This window comes from uncultured Streptococcus sp., assembly GCF_901875575.1.
GTDB lineage: Bacteria > Bacillota > Bacilli > Lactobacillales > Streptococcaceae > Streptococcus.
Genome location: NZ_CABFMF010000058.1, coordinates 1 through 602 on the forward strand (window position 1 = coordinate 1; position 602 = coordinate 602).

Below are 602 nucleotides of genomic sequence, written 5' to 3' on the forward strand. Positions count from 1 at the left end.
TTCCCGAGCAAATTTGGCGTCTCTTTTCGGCTATTTTTGTTCATATTGGTTGGGAGCATTTTATTGTCAATATGCTTTCCATTTATTATCTTGGTAGGCAAGTAGAGGAGATTTTCGGATCCAAGAAGTTTTGCTTTCTCTATCTTTTATCTGGAATGATGGGCAATCTCTTTGTTTTTGTATTTAGTCCAAAATCCTTAGCAGCAGGAGCTTCTACTTCTCTCTATGGGCTATTTGCTGCGATTATTGTTCTTCGCTATGCAACTCGCAATCCTTATATCCAACAGCTAGGGCAATCTTATCTGACACTTTTTGTGGTTAACATTATTGGAAGTGTTCTGATTCCAGGAATCAGCCTAGCAGGCCATATCGGAGGTGCAGTTGGTGGCGCATTTCTAGCAGTTATCTTTCCAGTCCGAGGTGAAAGACGGATGTATAGCGCTAGCCAGAGACTGGTAGCGTTAGTCTTGTTCGTAGGACTCGCAGTCTTACTTCTCTACAAGGGAATGGGAATGTGAAGAAGTTGGAAGAAAATTTGTGTAATGAAAAAAGATAAGGCATTTTTGAACCTTATCTTTTTTGTTTTATACTCAATGAAAATC

General features: G+C 39.7%; 1 protein-coding gene. It reads left to right on the forward strand.

Annotated features, from left to right (window positions below; all coding sequences use genetic code 11):
* Window positions 1-518: rhomboid family intramembrane serine protease (locus QZ114_RS08525; RefSeq protein ID WP_295502193.1), on the forward strand; the 518-nt coding region annotated here is incomplete at its 5' end.
* Window positions 519-602 lie beyond the last annotated feature (84 nt).